Annotated in this window: 16 protein-coding genes; 4 read left to right on the forward strand and 12 right to left on the reverse strand. The window is 66.7% G+C overall.

Going from position 1 to position 15,329, the window contains the following annotated elements; genetic code table 11:
* Window positions 1-109 precede the first annotated feature (109 nt).
* From AACL56_RS11780 to AACL56_RS11835, 12 genes are all read right to left on the reverse strand, one after another.
* The gene (locus AACL56_RS11780; RefSeq protein WP_339090011.1) at window positions 110-1,090 is read right to left on the reverse strand and encodes a tripartite tricarboxylate transporter substrate binding protein; all 981 of its coding nucleotides are present in this window, start codon (window positions 1,088-1,090) and stop codon (window positions 110-112) included.
* Between the two features lie 76 nt (window positions 1,091-1,166).
* Entirely contained in the window at window positions 1,167-1,928 is a 762-nt protein-coding gene (locus AACL56_RS11785) for an SDR family NAD(P)-dependent oxidoreductase (RefSeq protein WP_339090012.1), read from the reverse strand.
* A gap of 32 nt (window positions 1,929-1,960) precedes the next feature.
* Window positions 1,961-3,535 (reverse strand): galactarate dehydratase, encoded by a 1,575-nt coding sequence (gene garD, locus AACL56_RS11790; RefSeq protein ID WP_339090013.1) that lies wholly within the window; start codon window positions 3,533-3,535, stop codon window positions 1,961-1,963.
* Window positions 3,536-3,674: 139 nt separating this feature from the next.
* Window positions 3,675-4,970, reverse strand: coding sequence for a TRAP transporter large permease (locus tag AACL56_RS11795; RefSeq protein WP_339090014.1), 1,296 nt, complete (start codon window positions 4,968-4,970; stop codon window positions 3,675-3,677).
* A gap of 145 nt (window positions 4,971-5,115) precedes the next feature.
* The gene (locus AACL56_RS11800; RefSeq protein WP_339090015.1) at window positions 5,116-5,604 is read right to left on the reverse strand and encodes a TRAP transporter small permease; all 489 of its coding nucleotides are present in this window, start codon (window positions 5,602-5,604) and stop codon (window positions 5,116-5,118) included.
* A gap of 142 nt (window positions 5,605-5,746) precedes the next feature.
* Window positions 5,747-6,724 (reverse strand): TRAP transporter substrate-binding protein, encoded by a 978-nt coding sequence (locus AACL56_RS11805; RefSeq protein WP_339090016.1) that lies wholly within the window; start codon window positions 6,722-6,724, stop codon window positions 5,747-5,749.
* A 37-nt stretch (window positions 6,725-6,761) separates the two neighbouring features.
* The gene (locus tag AACL56_RS11810) at window positions 6,762-7,658 is read right to left on the reverse strand and encodes an SMP-30/gluconolactonase/LRE family protein (RefSeq protein ID WP_339090017.1); all 897 of its coding nucleotides are present in this window, start codon (window positions 7,656-7,658) and stop codon (window positions 6,762-6,764) included.
* Window positions 7,659-7,672: 14 nt separating this feature from the next.
* Window positions 7,673-8,485, reverse strand: coding sequence for an NAD-dependent epimerase/dehydratase family protein (locus AACL56_RS11815; RefSeq protein WP_339090018.1), 813 nt, complete (start codon window positions 8,483-8,485; stop codon window positions 7,673-7,675).
* 156 nt (window positions 8,486-8,641) lie between these two features.
* Window positions 8,642-9,436 carry a transporter substrate-binding domain-containing protein gene (locus AACL56_RS11820; protein ID WP_339090019.1) on the reverse strand — a complete coding sequence of 265 codons (795 nt, stop codon included), beginning with the start codon at window positions 9,434-9,436 and terminating at the stop codon, window positions 8,642-8,644.
* A gap of 63 nt (window positions 9,437-9,499) precedes the next feature.
* Window positions 9,500-10,228, reverse strand: a complete 729-nt coding sequence (locus tag AACL56_RS11825) for an amino acid ABC transporter ATP-binding protein (protein WP_339090020.1) — start codon at window positions 10,226-10,228, stop codon at window positions 9,500-9,502.
* On the reverse strand, window positions 10,212-10,868 hold the full coding sequence (locus tag AACL56_RS11830; RefSeq protein WP_339090021.1) for an amino acid ABC transporter permease: 657 nt from the start codon (window positions 10,866-10,868) through the stop codon (window positions 10,212-10,214). Before AACL56_RS11830 ends, AACL56_RS11825 begins: the two co-directional genes overlap by 17 nt.
* Window positions 10,865-11,626: an amino acid ABC transporter permease gene (locus tag AACL56_RS11835; RefSeq protein ID WP_339090022.1), complete on the reverse strand. Its 762-nt coding sequence runs from the start codon at window positions 11,624-11,626 to the stop codon at window positions 10,865-10,867. Before AACL56_RS11835 ends, AACL56_RS11830 begins: the two co-directional genes overlap by 4 nt.
* Window positions 11,627-11,753: 127 nt before the next feature.
* Here AACL56_RS11835 and AACL56_RS11840 point away from each other — a divergent pair, with 127 nt between their 5' ends.
* The 4 genes from AACL56_RS11840 to AACL56_RS11855 all read left to right on the forward strand — a co-directional run bounded on the left by AACL56_RS11840 (window position 11,754) and on the right by AACL56_RS11855 (window position 15,208).
* Window positions 11,754-12,626, forward strand: coding sequence for a FadR/GntR family transcriptional regulator (locus AACL56_RS11840; RefSeq protein WP_339090023.1), 873 nt, complete (start codon window positions 11,754-11,756; stop codon window positions 12,624-12,626).
* A gap of 124 nt (window positions 12,627-12,750) precedes the next feature.
* Window positions 12,751-13,740, forward strand: a complete 990-nt coding sequence (locus tag AACL56_RS11845; RefSeq protein ID WP_339090024.1) for a Bug family tripartite tricarboxylate transporter substrate binding protein — start codon at window positions 12,751-12,753, stop codon at window positions 13,738-13,740.
* 56 nt (window positions 13,741-13,796) lie between these two features.
* The gene (kdgD, locus tag AACL56_RS11850; RefSeq protein WP_339090025.1) at window positions 13,797-14,708 is read left to right on the forward strand and encodes a 5-dehydro-4-deoxyglucarate dehydratase; all 912 of its coding nucleotides are present in this window, start codon (window positions 13,797-13,799) and stop codon (window positions 14,706-14,708) included.
* Between the two features lie 47 nt (window positions 14,709-14,755).
* Window positions 14,756-15,208: a nuclear transport factor 2 family protein gene (locus AACL56_RS11855; protein ID WP_339090026.1), complete on the forward strand. Its 453-nt coding sequence runs from the start codon at window positions 14,756-14,758 to the stop codon at window positions 15,206-15,208.
* Window positions 15,209-15,329: the final 121 nt, after the last annotated feature.

A 15,329-nucleotide genomic window follows, 5' to 3' on the forward strand; every position in this document is an offset into this window, starting at 1 on the left:
CTGTTCGGAAAACGCCGCAGAACCGGCTTGGCCGGGCCGCAGGTGTTGCCCCCGGCGAGGGGGTGTGCGTAGCGACACGAAGTGCGCGGAGCATGGGGGAGTGCCTCTGTTAGGGCTTGATGCCGAGCTTGGTGATCAGCGCCTTGAAGTACTCGTTGTCCTTGGCCAGCGTCTCCTTGAAGGCGGCGCCGTCGGTGTAGACGTAGCCGAGGTTCTGCTTGTCCATCACTTCGCGCATCAGCGGTTCCTTGGCCGTCTTGGCGGCGATGTCGCGCAGCTTGGCCATCACTTCGGGCGGCGTGTTCTTCGGCGCGCCGAGGCCGCGCCAGGTGCCGATCGAGATGTCGATGCCGCGTTCCTTGGCGGTGGGCACCTTGTCGAAGGCGGCCAGGCGCTTGTCGGCCATCACCATCAGCATCTTGAGCTTGCCGGCCTGCACATAGGTCGACACCTCGGCCGGGCTCACGGCCACCGCGTCGACGTGGCCGCCGAGCAGCGCCAGCACGGCCGGGTTCGCGCCCTGGAACGGGATGTGGTTGAACTTGGCGCCGGTCTTGTCCTCCAGCGCGGAGGCCGCCAGGTGCCAGATCGAGCCGGTGCCCGAGTTGCCCACGCCCATCTCGCCAGGCTTCTTCTTGGCCGCGGCCAGGAATTCCTCGATCGTGTTGTAGGGCGAGTCGGCCTTCACCGTGATGGCCGCGGGGTCGGCGTTGAGCTGCGCGATCGGCTGGAAGTCGTCGTAGTTGAACTTGGCCAGGCCCAGGTGCGGCAGCGTCAGCAGCTCGACCGTGAGCACCGCCAGCTTGTAGCCGTCGGGGCGCGAGTGGATCACTTCGTTCCAGCCGATGGCGCCGCCCGCGCCGGGGCGGTTCACGATCACGATGCTCTCGGACATGTGCTTGCGGCTCGCGTCGGCGAAGGCGCGAGCCAGCGCGTCGGTGCCGCCGCCGGGCTGGTAGGGCACGATCAGTTCGACCGTGTGGTTCGGGTAGTCGTTGCCGGCAGCTTGCGCGGCGGGTGCCGCGATGCCGAAGGCGATGCAGGCCGCGCCTGCGAGGGTCGCGAACTTGCGCAGGAATCTTGTCGTCATCTTCTTGTCTCCGTTGTTGATTCGTTTCTGAAAATTTTTGGGCCCAGGGCGTGTCCAGGGCGTATCCAGGGCCTGCTCAGGGCATGTACTGGCCGCCGTTCACCTCGATCACCTGCCCGGTCACATAGCCCGAGAGCTGGTCCGAGGCCAGGTACAGGAAAGCGCCCACGCATTCCTCGGGCTCGCCCAGGCGGCCCATGGGGATGCCGGCGCGGAAGTTCTCCAGCATCGCGGGCGTCGAGAAGCGGTCCTGGAACGGCGTCTGGATGACGCCCGGCGCCACCGCGTTCACGCGGATGCGGTCGCCCACCAGCTCCTTGGCGAGCCCGTGCGTAGCCGTGCTCACGAAGCCCTTCGAGCCTGCGTAGAGGTAGGCGGCCGGTCCGCCGCCGGTGCGCGCCGCCACCGAGGTCACGTTGATGATGTTGCCGCCGCCCTGCGCGCGCATCAGTGGCACGACCTCGCGGCAGTAGGCGAGCACCGAACGCGCATTGATGTGCAGCACCTCGTCGAAGAGGGCGTCGTCGAACTCGGCGATCGGCACGCGCTTGACGAGGCTGCCGGCGTTGTTCACCAGCACGTCGATGCGGCCGAACTCGTCCACAGTGCGCTTCACGCAGTCGCGGATCGCGCCGGTGTCGCGCACGTCGGCCTTCACGGCAATGGCCGCACCGCCGGCCGCGCGGATGGTCTCGACCACTTCGTTGGCCGCAGCCGCCGAGCTGTTGTAGTGCACCGCCACGCGCATGCCGCGCGCGGCGAACGCGATGGCCACCGCCGCGCCGATGCCGGTGCTGGCTCCGGTGACGAGCGCGATCCTGTCCTTGAGGTCTTCCATGTGTTTGCTCCGTCTTGCTTCGTGTGAAGGGTTCAGGTCACGGGTGCCGGGTTGAACAGCACCAGCGCGTTGTGCAGCTTCCAGTGCTCGGCCCAGGTCTTCCTGCGGCCGCTGGCCACGTCGAGCATGAGGCGGAACATCTCCCAGCCGATGTCCTCGATGCTCGCCTCGCCGTCGGCGATCCGGCCTGCGTTCACGTCCATCAGGTCGTGCCAGCGGCGCGCGAGGTCGCTGCGCGTGGCCACCTTGATCACCGGCACCTCGGCCAGTCCGTAGGGCGTGCCGCGACCGGTGGTGAACACATGCAGGTTGATGCCCGCGGCCAGCTGAAGCGTGCCGCAGATGAAGTCGCTGGCCGGCGTGGCGGCGTAGATCAGGCCCTTCTGCGTGGCCTTCTCGCCGGGTGCGAGCACGCCGGTGATGGGCGCCGAGCCCGACTTCACGATCGAGCCCATCGCCTTCTCGACGATGTTCGACAGGCCGCCCTTCTTGTTGCCGGGCGTGGTGTTGGCGCTGCGGTCGACGCGGCCCTTCTGCAGGTAGGCGTCGTACCAGGCCATCTCGCGGATCATGGCCTCGGCCACTTCGGGCGAAGACGCGCGCGAGGTGAGCTGGTCGATGCCGTCGCGCACCTCGGTCACTTCCGAGAACATCACCGTGGCGCCCGCGCGCACCAGCAGGTCGGTGCAGAAGCCCACGGCGGGGTTGGCGGTGACGCCCGAGAAGGCATCGCTGCCGCCGCACTGCACGCCCACCACCAACTCGCTGGCGGGCACGGTTTCGCGCCGGCGCCGGTTCAGGCGCGCGAGGTGCTCGTCGGCCTGGCGCATGACCGAGTCGACCATCGACATGAAACCGACGTGCTCGTCGTCCTGCAGGCAGACCACGTCGAGTTCGGCCTCGCCGCCGGCGTCGCCGCGCGTGTCGACGATGGGGATGCTGCCCGGCGGCAGCAGCCGCTCCGGCTGCAGCTTCTCGCAGCCCAGGCTCACCACCATCACCTCGCCGCCGAAGTTCGGGTTGAGGCTGATGTTGCGCAGCGTGCGGATCGGCACGATGGCATCGGGCGCGTCGATGGCCACGCCGCAGCCGTAGGTGTGCTCCAGTGCCACCACGTCGTCGACGTTCGGATACCTGGGCAGCAGCTCGGCCTTGATGCGCTGCACCGCGAAGTCGGTCACGCCGGCCACGCACTGGACCGTCTGCGTGATCGCCAGGATGTTGCGCGTGCCCACCGAGCCGTCGGCGTTGCGGTAGCCCTCGAAGGTGTAGCCCTCCAGCGGCGGCAGGGCAGGGGGCCTGACGGTGGCGATGGGCAGGCCGTCGAGCTCGGGCGCGGTCGGCATGCGCATCACGCGCTCGTGCACCCAGCTGCCGCGCGGCAGCGCCTTCAGCGCGTAGCCGATGACCACGTCGTAGCGGCGGATCGCGTCGCCCTCGGCCAGGTCGACCAGCGCGACCTTGTGGCCCTGCGGCACGTTGTCCACCAGCTTCAGGCCGTCGGCGAACTCCGCGCCGGCCTTCAGGCCGCCGTCGTTCGCGACGATGGCCACGTTGTCCGCGGCGTGGATGCGGATGTAGAGCGGAGGTCTTGCAACTTCGGACATATCAGCCCCTTTCAGAGCGACCCAACAGCGACGGCCCTTCGCGGAACACCGCGGAACCGGCTTTGCCGGGCCGCAGGTGTTGCCCCCTGCAAGGGGGAAGGAGCAGCGACACGAAGTGCGCGAAGCCTGGGGGTTTGCTTCATTTCACGACCATGAACAGGCTTGGCAGCCAAGTGGAGAAGGCAGGAACGAATGTGACCACGCCCAGCGCAAAGATCAAGGCTCCGTAGAACGGCCAGATCGTGCGCATCACCGTGCCCACCGACACCCCGCCGATCGCGCAGCCGACGAACTGGGTGGTGCCCACGGGCGGCGTGTTCAGGCCGAGCGCGCAATTGATCAGCATCACGATGCCGAACTGCACCGACGTCATGCCGTACTGCTGCGCGATGGGCAGGAAGATCGGCGTGCACAGCAGGATGGTGGCTGCCATGTCCAGGAACGTGCCCAGCACGAACAGGATGATGTTGATGAGCAGGAAGATCATCCACGGCGTGGTCGTCACCTGCGACAGCATCTGGCCGGTGAGCTCGGCCACGCCGTACAGGCTGATGAGATAGCCGAAGGTGCTCGAGATGCCGATCAGCAGCAGGATCACGCCGGTCGTGCGCACCGCCTTCGAGGCCGCCTTGATGAAGTGCTCCCACTTCAGCGTGCGGTACACGAAGATCGTGAGCGCCAGCGCATACAGCACCGCCACCGCCGCCGATTCGGTCGCGGTGAACACGCCCGACAGGATGCCGCCGAGGATGAGCACCACGATGAACAGGCCCGGCAGCGCCGCTGCGAAGGAGCGCGCCACGATGGACCAGCCCGGGAAGCTGCCCGCGGGATAGCCGCGCTTCACCGCCACCAGGTAGGCCGCCGCCAGGTTGCTGATGGTCAGCACCGCCGCCGGCAGCAGCGCCGCCAGGATCAGCGCCGCGATCGACACCTTGCCGCCTGCAGCCAGCGAATAGATGATCAGGTTGTGGCTGGTCGGCATCAGCGCGCCCACCAGGGCCGCGTGGGTCGTCACGTTGACCGCGTAGTCGGCGTGATAGCCCTCCTTCTTCATCATCGGGATCATCACGGCGCCCATGGCCGAGACGTCCGCCACGGGCGAGCCCGAGACGCCGCCGAACAGCGTGCACGCCACCACGTTCGACATGCCGAGTCCGCCGCGCACGTGGCCCACGAGGTCGCGCGCCAGGTTGACGATGCGGTCCGCGATGCCGCCGTAGAGCATCAGCTCGCCCGCGAAGATGAAGAACGGAATCGCCAGGAACGAGAAGATGCCCATGCCCGAGGTCATCTGCTGGAAGCCGACCGCCAGCGGCAGGCCTTCATAGAGCAGTGTGGCCAGGGCCGACAGGCCGATGGAAAAAGCCACCGGCACGCCCAGCAAAAGGAAGAGCGTGAACGAGAGGCAGAGAATCAACAGGGGAATGGTCATGATCTGGCCGCCTCGCCTTGAATGGGGTCGCTATGGACTGTTCGGGGAATGCCGCGGAACCGGCTTTGCCGGGCCGCAGGCATTGCCCCCTGCGAGAGGGATGGAGAGGCGGCACGAAGTGCACGAAGCATGGGGGTGTGCACGTTCAACCCCAGGCCGGTTCGACTTCGCGGCCCTGTGCGAGCGCGATGATGTGTTCGATGGAGAAGAGCACGATCAGCACGCCCGAGACGGCGGCCGGCACGTACTTCCAGCCCTCGGAGATCCACAGTGTCGGCAGCCGGTATTCCCAGACCGAATCGGCCAGCTCCGCGCAGTTCCAGGCCATGGCCAGGCCGAAGAGCAGGATCAGCGCGTGGATCAGGTATTCCATCTTCAGGCGCAGCCAGTCGGGCGCGAGAACGAGGAACGACTCCAGGCCGATGTGGCCCGCGTCGCGCACGCCCACGGCCACGCCGAGCATGGTGACGTAGAGCACCAGCAGCAACGCCAGGCTTTCGGCCCAAGTGGGCGTGTTGTTGAGCACATAGCGGCCGAACACCTGCCAACTCACGGCGCAGATCACCGCGACGAGGCCGAGGATGCCCAACCACATGCAGGCACGGGCGAGCGTGCGGCAAAGTTTGGTGTACATGAAGGTTCTTCTCTGTCTTACTCCCTCCCCTCTGGGGGAGGGTTGGGGTGGGGGCACCGGGCGGTGTAACGCCCGCAGGCGGTGGATGCGCCGCTTGCCCCCATCCCTGCCTTCCCCCAGAAGGGGGAAGGAGCCGATCCGCTTACTTCGTGTCCTGCACGCGCTTCACGAGGTCTTTCAGCTTCGCGTCGGTGATGAACTTGTCGTACACCGGCTTCATCGCGGCCTGGAACGGGGCCTTGTCGACTTCGATGATCTCGGCGCCGCCGGCCTTCACCGTGGCCAGCGACTTCACTTCGCGCTCTTCCCACTGCTTGCGCATGTAGGGCACCGACTCCTTGGCGGCCTGGCGGATCCAGCCCTGCTCCTCGGCAGAGAGCTTGTCCCACACGCGTTTGGAGAACAGCAGCATCTCGGGGGCCATCGAGTGCTCGGTCTTGCTGTAGTACTTGGCCACTTCGAAGGCGCGCGCGCTTTCGTAGGTGGGGTAGTTGTTTTCGGCGGCGTCGATCAGGCCGGTCTTCAGGCCGGTGTAGACCTCGCCCATGGGCATCGGCGTGGCGTTGGCACCCATGGCCTCGAGCATCGACACCCACAGGTCGGACTGCTGCACGCGGACCTTCAGGCCCTTCATGTCGGCGAAGGTGCGCACCGGCTTCTTGGCCGTGAACATCGAGCGCGCGCCGCTGTCGTAGTAGGCCAGGCCGATGAAGCCCTGCTTCTCGCACGACTTCAGGATTTCTTCGCCGATCGGGCCGTCCAGCACCTTGTGCAGATGGTCCACCGAGCGGAACAGGAAGGGCATGGTCGGCACCTGCGTCTCGGCACAGATGTTGTTCATGGGCGCGATGTTCACGCGCACCATCTGCAGCGCGCCGATCTTGGTCTGCTCGATCGTGTCCTTCTCGCTGCCGAGCGAACTGTTGTTGAACACCTTGATGCTGTGCTTGCCGCCCGACAGCGCCTTCAGGCGCTCGCTCATGAACTTCACCGCGGTCACGGTGGGGTAGTCGTCGGGGTGGATGTCGGCCGAACGGAACTCGGTGGCGTGTGCAGCCAATGTGGTCAGCGCGGCTGCGGCGCACGCCGAAATTGCGATCAGTGTCTTCGTGAATTTCATTTGTCTCATCCTCTGCTTTGGTGGTTGTCGAAAGTCTTCATGTGCCGAACGCGGTTTCGGGCACGCCCGCAATGCCGCTGCCGGGCCGCAGCGCGAACACGCCGCCGGCCAGCGGCTGGTCCGACAGGTCGATGCCGCCGGGCCGGATCGAGGTGACGAACAGGGTGTCGAGTCCCGCGCCGCCGAAGGCGCACATGGCGGGTTTCTTCACCGGCACCTCGAGGGAGCGGTCCAGGCGGCCATCGGGCGTGAAGCGGTGCACCAGCCCCGCGTCGTTGCCGCAGATCCAGTAGCAGCCGTCGGTGTCCATGGCCGCGCCGTCGGGGCGGCCGGGCAGGGGTTTCATGTCGACGAACAGGCGGCGGTTGCCCGGAATGCCGCTGGCAGTGTCGTAGTCGAAGGCCCACACGGCCTGCACCGTGGGGTGCGAATCCGAGAGGTACATCGTGCGGCCATCGGGGCTGAAGGCCAGGCCGTTGGGCACGATGAAGTCGTCCATGCGCAGGGCCGCGTCCGCGTCGCCCCTGCCGTAGCTGTAGAGGCGACCGACGCGGGCGCCCGCCGCCATGTCCAGCAGGATGGTGCCGGCCCAGAAGCGGCCCTGCCGGTCGCACCGGCCGTCGTTGAAGCGCATGGCCGCGGCTGCGTGTTCAACAGGCGCCAGCGACGCGGCAGCGAGCGTGCCGTCGGCTTGCGGCTTCAGCGAGAACAGGCCGCTTTCCATGCCGGCGATCCATTCGCCCGGCATGTCGGCGCGCGGTGCGATGCAGGCGATCATCTCGTTCGCCGTCCATTGCGCATGACCTTCGCCCGCATGCCAGCGATTCAGCGTGCGGGCCGGAATGTCGACCCAGTACAGTGCCTGCTCGGCGGCATGCCACACCGGGCTTTCACCGGTGCCGTTGCGTGCGTCGAGAACGAGTTCGGCTTGCATCGCGAGCGCCGTGCTCAATCGCCGAAGGGGCCCTGGGCCGTGAAGGCACCGCCCTGGTAGATGGCGTTCGGATCGGTCGGTGCCACCGGCGGCTGCTGTTCGACCTTGTCGCGGAACACCTCCGAGCCGTCCTGCGGCACGAAGCCCAGGTGGGCGGCGGCGCTGTTGTCCCACCACACGTCGCGGTTGTCGGACATGCCGTAGACCACCGTGTGCTTCACGTCGGGCGTGAACAGCGACTTCTCGATCAGCGTGGTGAGGTCGCGGTAGCTGAGCCAGGTGTGCATCATCCGGCGGTTGGCCGGCTCGGGGAACGACGAGCCGATGCGGATGCTCACCGTCTCGATGCCCCAGCGGTCGAAGTAGAACTGCGCCATGTCCTCGCCGAAGGACTTCGACAGGCCGTAGTAGCCGTCGGGCCGGCGCGCGGCGTGCGCGTCGATGTGCTCGCTCTGCTTGTAGAAGCCGATCACGTGGTTCGAGCTGGCGAACACCACGCGCTTCACGCCGTGGCGGCGCGCGGCCTCGTAGACGTTGAAGATGCCTTTGATGTTGGCCTCGAGGATTTCCTCGAAAGGCCGCTCCACCGACACGCCGCCCAGGTGGACGATGGCGTCGCAGCCTTCCAGCAGTGCATGCACCGCTGCCTTGTCCGACAGGTCGCAGGGCACCACTTCCTCGCTCGCGTCGGCGGCCGGGGCCAGCGAAGCGATGTCCGAGAGGCGCAGCACCTTCGCGTACGGCTTGAGCCTTTCGCGAAGCACCTTGCCGAGGCCGCCGGCCGCGCCTGTCAGAAGAAGCCGGTTGAGTTTCTTGTCGTCTTGCATCTATGCGTGTCCGTTCGGTTGTCAGTTCGGGTTGCGCCCCGCGATATCACTCGGCCTGTTCGTGAAACACCGCGGAACCGGCTTCGCCGGGCCGCAGGTGTTGCCCCCGGGCGGGGGAAGGAGAAGCGACACGCAGTGCGCGAAGCCTGGGGGCGTTCAAAGCTTCGTGATGCGCTCGGGCAGGTCGCGCCCGTGGTACTTCTTGTAGATGGCGTTCAGCTTGCCGTTCTTCTGGTTCGTGACCACCCAGTTGTTGACCCATTCCTTGAGCTTGGGCTGCTCCTTGTTCAGCGCGATGCCGAGGTCGAAGTCCTTCTGCGAGAACTTGAGTTCCAGGTTCTTGGCCGGGGCCTGCTTGATCATTTCGCTGAGGTTCGACGGCGTGCTGGAGAACAGGTCGATCTGGCCCGTGACCATCGAGGTGATCAGCGTGGCGTCGTCCTCGTAGCGCACGATCTCGGCGCCCTTGGCCTGCTGCGTGGTGAGCGTGTCGTTCACGGTGGCGCGCGTGAGGCCGATGCGCTTGCCGTTCAGGTCGGCGTAGTCGGCCACCTTGATGCTCTTGGGGCCGCCCACGATGATGCTGATGACCGCGTAGGGCACGGAGAAGTCGACGACCTTCTCGCGCTCGGGCGTGATCGAGAGGTCGGCAATGACCAGGTCGGCGCGCTGGGCCTGCAGCGTGGGCACGCGGGCGGCGTTGGTGATCGACACGATCTCCAGCTTCACGCCCAGGTCCTTGGCCAGCTGCGTGGCGGTGTCCACGTCGGAGCCGGTCGGTTGCAGGTTGGCGTCGGCGAACGAGAACAGGGGCGTGCCCATGGCGATGGCCACGCGCACCTTGCCGGCCTTCTTGATGTCGTCGAGCTGGTCGGCCAGCGCGGCGTGTGCAAGGCCGCCTGCGAGGGCCAGTGCGATGCACGTGCGGGTGAAGAGGTTGCCGAGTTTCATGAATATCTCCTGGTGTAAGTTGGTATGGGAGGAATTGCAGGTGAGGGGACCCGGGCTGCCTGCCTACAGCCCGTTGTTCAGGAAGGTGCGCAGCTCCTGCGTCTTGGGCGCGTCGAGCATCTCGCCGGGGCCGGTCTCCCACACGGTGCCCTGGTGCATGTAGATGATCCGGTCGGCCACGCGCTTGGCGAAGGCCATCTCGTGCGTGACCAGCAGCATGGTCATGCCGCCGGCTGCCAGGTCTTCCATCACGCGCAGCACTTCGCCGGTGAGCTGGGGGTCGAGCGCGGAGGTGACCTCGTCGAACAGCATGACCTTGGGCGACATCGCGAGCGATCGCGCAATGGCCACGCGCTGCTGCTGGCCGCCCGAGAGCTGCTCGGGGTAGGCGTCGGCCTTGGCCTTCAGGCCGACCTGGTCGAGCACGCGCACGGCCACTTCGGCCGCTTCGCCGCGCGACTGCTTCTTCACGTGGCGCAGCGCCAGCATGATGTTCTCCTGCACCGTGAGGTGGGGGAACAGGTTGTAGCTCTGGAACACGATGCCCACTTCGAGCCGCAGCTGCTTCAGATCGACCTGGGGGCTGTCGACGCGGATGCCGCAGACCTCGATGGTGCCCTTGTCGATCACCTCGAGCCGGTCGATGCAGCGCAGCGCGGTGCTCTTGCCCGAGCCGCTGGCGCCGATGATCGCGATCATCTCGCCCTTGGCGACTTCGAACGAAACGCCCTTCAGGACCTGGTTGGCTCCGAAGCTCTTGTAGACGTGGTCCAGCTTAACGATTGGCGACATTGAGTTTGTTCTCCATCGCTTCGCTCCAACGCGACAGCGGATAGCACAGGGCGAAATAGAAAGCACCGACCAGGAAGAAGACCAGGAAGGGCTGGAAGATGGTGTTGTTGATGATCTGGCCGGCTCGCGTGAGCTCGACGAAGCCGATCACCGAAGCCAGCGAAGTCATCTTGATGATCTGCACCAGGAAGCCGACCGTGGGCGGCAGCGACAGGCGCACGGCCTGCGGGATGATCACCAGCCGCAGCGTCTGCCAGCGCGAGAAGGCCAGGCACTCGGAGGCTTCCCATTGCGGCTTGGGCATGGCCTCGATGCAGCCGCGCCAGATGTCGCCGAGGTAGGCGCTGACGTAGATCATCATCGCGATGCCCGCCGCCACCAGCGAGGGCAGCGACAGGCCGTACACCGACAGGCCGAAGTACACGATGAACAGCAGGATCAGCAGCGGGATGCCCTGGATGCACTCGATGTAGACCACCGCGAACCAGCGCAGCCACGACCGCGGCGAGATGCGCGCGAGCATCAGCCCGAAGCCGCCGATGGCACCCAGCACGAAGGCGACGGCCGAGAGCAGCAGCGTCCAGCCGATCGACTGCACCAGGTACATCAGGTGCGTGAATGTGAAGTGGCCGATGCTCATGCGGCGCTCCCGTGAACGGCAACGGTGGCGGCCGAGGCGTCGGCACCCGTGCCCGGCTGCACCTTGCCGGCCGCCGCGGCGGCGCGGCGGATGACGCGGCGGCGGCGGAACATGTACTCGCCCAGCGCCCACGTCACCAGCTTGATGAACAGCGACAGCACGAGGTACAGCGCCGCGACCACGATGTAGGTTTCGAGCGAGCGGAAGGTGTCCGACTGCACCGTGTTGGCGATGGCGGTGAGTTCCTCGGCGGAGATCTGCGAGGCCATGGCCGAGGCCTGCATCATCAGCAGGAACTGGCTCGTGAGGGCGGGGTACACGTTCTCGATGGACGGCTGCAGCATCACGTGCCACCCGATGCGCCACTTCGAGAGGCCCAGGCACTCGGCGGCCTCGATCTGCCCGCGCGGCACCGACTCGAGGCCGGCGCGGATGATTTCCGCGGCATAGGCCGCGATGTTGATGACCATCGCGAGCACGGCGGCCGCGAAGGTCGGCATGCGCACGCCGAAGCTGGCGAGGCCGAAGTACAGCAGGAAGATCTGCACCAGGAACGGCGTGTTGCGCACGATCTCGATGTAGATGGTGCAGGCGCGCGAGAGCGGCCGGATGTTGCTGCGCTTGGCGAAGGCCACCAGCGTGCCGACGCACACGCCGATCAGCACGGCCAGCGCGGTCATCTTGAGCGTCAGCCAGGCACCGTTCACGAAAACGGGCCAGTACGATGCCAACGGAGCGAAGTCGAGGGAATACTTCATGAGAGTGCCGTGCGGGAGCTCGGTGCCTCTTCAGAGGCGAAAGTCACCTGGTGGCGCGGCTTCCAGCGGTTTTGAGTGATAAGTTATCTGTTGTCGTACAACTAGTTTGGGGATTATCATCGTGACCATGGTTCAGTCGATTGCGGGTAATCCCTTGGTATCAGAAGCCCCGGCAGAAGCTGCTGCGGGCGGCGGTGCCTTCGTGGGGCGCCCGCGCCAGCGAGCGCGCGGCCTGGCGCACGGGCTGGTGGAAGACCTGGGTGAGAAGATCCGCAACCAGTCGCTGCGGCCCGGCGACAAGCTGCCGACCGAGTCGGCCATCATGCAGGCCTATGGCGTGAGCCGCACCGTGGTGCGCGAGGCGCTGTCGAAGCTGCAGGCCGGCGGGCTGGTCGAGACGCTGCACGGCGTGGGCACCTTCGTGCTGCAGCCGCGCGCGAGCGGGGTGTTCCGACTCGATCCGGGCGAGATCGCCGCGTCCGTCGACGTGCTGGCCGTTCTCGAGCTGCGCATCAGCCTCGAGACCGAATCCGCGGGTCTGGCCGCGAGCCGCCGCACCGACGAGCAACTGGTTGCAATGCGCCACGCGCTCGACGACTTCGAGAAGAACGTGACTGTTGCGGGCGATACGGTCGGTCCTGATTTCCGGTTCCACCTGCAGATCGCGCAGTCCACCGGCAACCCGTATTTCGCGGACATCATGCGGCACCTGGGCACCACGCTCATCCCGCGCACGCGCATCAGCGCCATCCGCAACCATGAGGGCGGCGGGGCGCCGTACCTGAGCCGCGTGAACCGCGAGCACGAAGAGATCTATGCAGCCATCGCGCGTCGCGACCCGGAGTCGGCGCGGGCCGCCATGCGCATCCACCTGACCAACAGCCGCGAGCGGCTTCGCATGGCGCAGGAAGCCGCACAGCAGAAGGCGAAGGCCGACGCTGCCGCCGGCGGGCAGGGCGCGCCTGCAGCCTCGTCGCCCGACAACACTCCCCAGCGCTGACTTTTCTTGCGTGATCCGGGTCGCCCCGGCTGGACAAGTTGTTTTTTGAGTTGTACGATGACTGATAACTCGTGCGGTGGTCCCGTCGCGAGGGCATGACGATCATCGAACAACTGGAGGCAGCATGACCATCAACCGACGCGGCGCACTCGGCGCCGCACTGGCCACGACCCTGGCCGCAACATTGCCGGTGCGCGCGCTGGCGCAGGGCGCGGCCGGCAACTGGCCCTCGAAGCCGATCAAGATCATCGTTCCGTACCCCGCGGGCGGCTCGTCGGACATCATCGCGCGGGCCATCAGCCAGCCGTTGTCCGAAGCGCTGGGCCAACCGGTCATCATCGACAACCGCGCGGGTGCCAACGGCAACCTCGGCGCCGATCTGCTGGCCAAGGCGCCGGCCGACGGCTACACCTTCATGCTGTGCGACCTGGGCGCGCTGGCCATCAGCCCTTCGCTCTATCCCAAGCTGCCGTTCGATCCGTCGAAGGACCTTCGCAGCGTCGCGATGCTGGCCTACTCGCCGCACCTGCTGGTGGTGCATCCCTCGGTGCAGGCCAACACGCTGAAGGAGCTGGTCGAGCTGTCGAAGAAGAGCGATCTCAATTTCGCGGTGACCGCCAGCGGCAGCACCGCGCACCTCGCCGGCATCGAGCTGCAGCGCAAGATCGGCGCCAAGTGGGAATACGTGCCCTACAAGGGCGGCGTGCAGGCCGTGCTCGATACCGTCGCAGGCCAGACCCAGGTGCTCATGAACGGCATGCTCGCCACCTATCCGCAGGTGCAGGCCGGCAAGCTGAAGCTGATCGCCGTGTCCAAGGCAACCCGCATGCCGCTCATCGGCAGCGTGCCGACCATCGCGGAGCAGGGCGCGCCCGGCTACGAGTCGGGTACGTGGCAGGGCGTGGTCGCCGCGCGCGGCGTGCCCGACGCCGTGATCGCCCGCGTGAACCGCGAGCTGGTGCGCATCATCCGCACCGCCGACATCCGCGCCCGCCTCGCCGGCCAGGGCGCCGAGGTCGTGACCATGACCGCTGCCGAGCAGGACCAGTTCTTCGCCAAGGAGCGCGCGCGCTGGGCACAGGTCATCAAGGAATCCAACGTCAAGCTCGACTGAGCCGCCGTCCCGAACCCCTTTTTCTTTTCTCTCAAATCTTCACTGGACTCATCCCCATGAACCCGCAAGAACTCAAGACCATCATGGGCTCCGGCCTGCTCTCGTTCCCGCTGACCGACTTCGACAGCAACGGCGATTTCAACAAGAAGGGCTACATCGAACGCCTCGAGTGGCTCGCACCCTACGGCGCGAGCGCGCTGTTCGCCGCCGGCGGCACCGGCGAGTTCTTCTCGCTGACCGGCGAGGAGTACCCGGAGATCATCAAGACGGCGGTCGATACCTGCCGTGGCGTGGTGCCGATCATCGCGGGCGCCGGCGGTCCCACGCGCTTCGCCATCCAGTGCGCGCAAGCCGCCGAGAAGGCCGGTGCGCACGGCATCCTGCTGCTGCCGCACTACCTCACCGAAGCCGGCCAGGAAGGCCTGGCCGCGCACGTGGAAGCCGTGTGCAAGAGCGTGAAGTTCGGCGTGATCGTCTACAACCGCGCAACCAGCCGCCTCAAGCCCGAAACCCTGGCCGGCCTGGCCGAACGCAACCCCAACCTGGTGGGCTTCAAGGACGGCATCGGCGACATCGAGGCCATGGTCGCCATCTACCAGCGCATGGGCGACCGCTTCGCCTACCTGGGCGGCCTGCCCACGGCCGAGGTCTACGCCGCCGCCTACAAGGCGATGGGCACGCCGGTGTATTCGTCCGCCGTCTTCAACTTCATCCCGAAGACCGCGATGGACTTCTACAAGGCCGTCGCCGCCGACGACCTGAAGACGCAGCACCACCTGCTGAAGAACTTCTTCATGCCCTACCTCGAACTGCGCAACCGCGTGCCGGGCTACGCCGTGAGCATCGTCAAGGCCGGCGCCAGGATCGTCGGCCACGACGCCGGCCCCGTGCGCGCACCGCTCACCGACCTGAAGCCCGCCGAGATGGAACAGCTCAAGGCGCTGATCGACGCGCTCGGCCCGCAGTAAGCGGCCGGCGCCACCAGACGACAACACCACAACGGAGACAAGACGACATGCTCATCAAGAAGTTCTTCCTCATGGCCGCCGCAGCCGCGATGTTCACCGGCTGCGCCATGGTGCCCGCGGGCGGCGGCGCATCGGCACAGGCCGACGTGGCCGCCGCGGCCGAGCGCCTGCGCATCGCCATGATCGACCCCACCGCCGCTTCGCTCGGCGCGCTGGTGGCCGACGACCTGAGCTACGGCCATTCGGGCGGCAAGGTGGACACCAAGGCCAGCTTCATCGCCGACCTCATGGACGGCAAGTCCGACTTTGTGACCATCGTCATCACCGACCAGACCGTCAAGGTGGTCGACGCCAACACCGCCATCGTGCGCCACTCGCTGGCGGCCGACACCAACGACTCGGGCAAGCCCGGCAAGGTCGCGCTGAAGATCCTCGGCGTCTGGCAGAAGCAGGGCGGCAACTGGAAGCTGCTGGCCCGCCAGGCGGTAAGGACGTCCTGATACTCCCCCCAGGCTTCACGCACTGCGTGTCGCTTCGCCAACCCCCTCGCAGGGTGCAACGCCTGCGGCCCGGCAAAGCCGGTTCCGCGGTGTTTCGCGAAGAAAACCGCAGGCGTGCGAG

This window comes from Variovorax paradoxus (assembly GCF_902712855.1).
In the GTDB taxonomy this organism is placed as follows: domain Bacteria; phylum Pseudomonadota; class Gammaproteobacteria; order Burkholderiales; family Burkholderiaceae_C; genus Variovorax; species Variovorax paradoxus_Q.

Excerpts from the sequence above, each read along its gene's own strand:
- AACL56_RS11800 (WP_339090015.1), bottom strand. The coding sequence starts at position 5,604 with ATGTACACCAAACTTTGCCGCACGCTCGCCCGTGCCTGCATGTGGTTG.
- AACL56_RS11785 (WP_339090012.1), bottom strand. The coding sequence starts at position 1,928 with ATGGAAGACCTCAAGGACAGGATCGCGCTCGTCACCGGAGCCAGCACC.
- AACL56_RS11845 (WP_339090024.1), top strand. The coding sequence starts at position 12,751 with ATGACCATCAACCGACGCGGCGCACTCGGCGCCGCACTGGCCACGACC.
- AACL56_RS11855 (WP_339090026.1), top strand. The coding sequence starts at position 14,756 with ATGCTCATCAAGAAGTTCTTCCTCATGGCCGCCGCAGCCGCGATGTTC.
- AACL56_RS11815 (WP_339090018.1), bottom strand. The coding sequence starts at position 8,485 with ATGCAAGACGACAAGAAACTCAACCGGCTTCTTCTGACAGGCGCGGCC.
- AACL56_RS11795 (WP_339090014.1), bottom strand. The coding sequence starts at position 4,970 with ATGACCATTCCCCTGTTGATTCTCTGCCTCTCGTTCACGCTCTTCCTT.
- AACL56_RS11805 (WP_339090016.1), bottom strand. The coding sequence starts at position 6,724 with ATGAAATTCACGAAGACACTGATCGCAATTTCGGCGTGCGCCGCAGCC.
- AACL56_RS11835 (WP_339090022.1), bottom strand. The coding sequence starts at position 11,626 with ATGAAGTATTCCCTCGACTTCGCTCCGTTGGCATCGTACTGGCCCGTT.
- AACL56_RS11780 (WP_339090011.1), bottom strand. The coding sequence starts at position 1,090 with ATGACGACAAGATTCCTGCGCAAGTTCGCGACCCTCGCAGGCGCGGCC.
- AACL56_RS11810 (WP_339090017.1), bottom strand. The coding sequence starts at position 7,658 with ATGCAAGCCGAACTCGTTCTCGACGCACGCAACGGCACCGGTGAAAGC.
- AACL56_RS11820 (WP_339090019.1), bottom strand. The coding sequence starts at position 9,436 with ATGAAACTCGGCAACCTCTTCACCCGCACGTGCATCGCACTGGCCCTC.
- garD (WP_339090013.1), bottom strand. The coding sequence starts at position 3,535 with ATGTCCGAAGTTGCAAGACCTCCGCTCTACATCCGCATCCACGCCGCG.
- kdgD (WP_339090025.1), top strand. The coding sequence starts at position 13,797 with ATGAACCCGCAAGAACTCAAGACCATCATGGGCTCCGGCCTGCTCTCG.
- AACL56_RS11830 (WP_339090021.1), bottom strand. The coding sequence starts at position 10,868 with ATGAGCATCGGCCACTTCACATTCACGCACCTGATGTACCTGGTGCAG.
- AACL56_RS11825 (WP_339090020.1), bottom strand. The coding sequence starts at position 10,228 with ATGTCGCCAATCGTTAAGCTGGACCACGTCTACAAGAGCTTCGGAGCC.
- AACL56_RS11840 (WP_339090023.1), top strand. The coding sequence starts at position 11,754 with ATGGTTCAGTCGATTGCGGGTAATCCCTTGGTATCAGAAGCCCCGGCA.